Source organism: Psychrobacter sp. T6-1 (assembly GCF_052258445.1).
The window spans coordinates 1-864 of record NZ_JBQQFC010000611.1 but is presented as its reverse complement, the minus strand read 5'-3'; the positions used below and the strand labels follow the sequence as shown (position 1 = coordinate 864).

The window sequence follows — 864 nt, the reverse complement described above, 5'->3', positions numbered from 1 at the left end:
CAGTATGGGTCAGGACAAGAGATTGAACTGGTTGGCGGCGCTTATATCAATCAGCTGATCAACATGTATACCGCCACTATCGGTGAGTGGTCGCGTCTGCTCGTCGCCTTTGTCGCCTTTATGTGTATGTTTGGCACGACGATTACCTGCGCTGATGGCTATGGCCGCGCTAATGCTGAATGCTGGCGTCTGCTGAAGGGCGAGAGCGAGATTAACAAAAAACAGGTCGCCTTTTGGACAACCTACGCCATCGGTGGTGGTCTGGTTATCATTACCTTCTTTACCGGACAACTAGGCGCTATGCTCAAGTTTGCGATGATATCCGCCTTTGTCTCAGCGCCGATTTTTGGCTGGCTTAATTACTCACTAGTAAAAGGCCACAAAAAAATGTCCGCTGGCATGAACGCCTACTCTATCGCAGGCTTGCTGTTTTTAGGCGGTTTTGCGCTGTTATTCTTAGCCAACTTAGCAGGTTTATTTGGCTAAATTTATAACGTCAAAACAGAGCTTATCGATAAAAAAGGTCTCACTATCGTCGTTAGTGAGACCTTTTTTGTTTATAAAAATACGTAACGACTATGAAATCAAAACAGTTGAATTAAGATAGATGTAACCAAATGTAAATAAATCATAAATATCTCATACCTATTTTGGGTAATGTGAATACTATAAGCGGCTGAACACTAACAAATAGATAACATCATCCATAAATTGCATACTATTAGCTTAGTTACACTTAAATTCATTATTAACTTAATAATAGATGATTTTAAGACTTTTCAATGTCAGTGATTAAGTGTACTCTAAGTCGATAAAGATTCAATCATTTTACAATTTCTATTTTAAATTTGGGCAATCATAAGC

1 pseudogene is annotated in these 864 nt (G+C 39.5%); it reads left to right on the top strand.

Annotated features, from left to right (window positions below):
- Nucleotides 1-486, top strand: a pseudogene (locus ACTXGO_RS16490) (divalent metal cation transporter); the annotation flags it as partial.
- Nucleotides 487-864 lie beyond the last annotated feature (378 nt).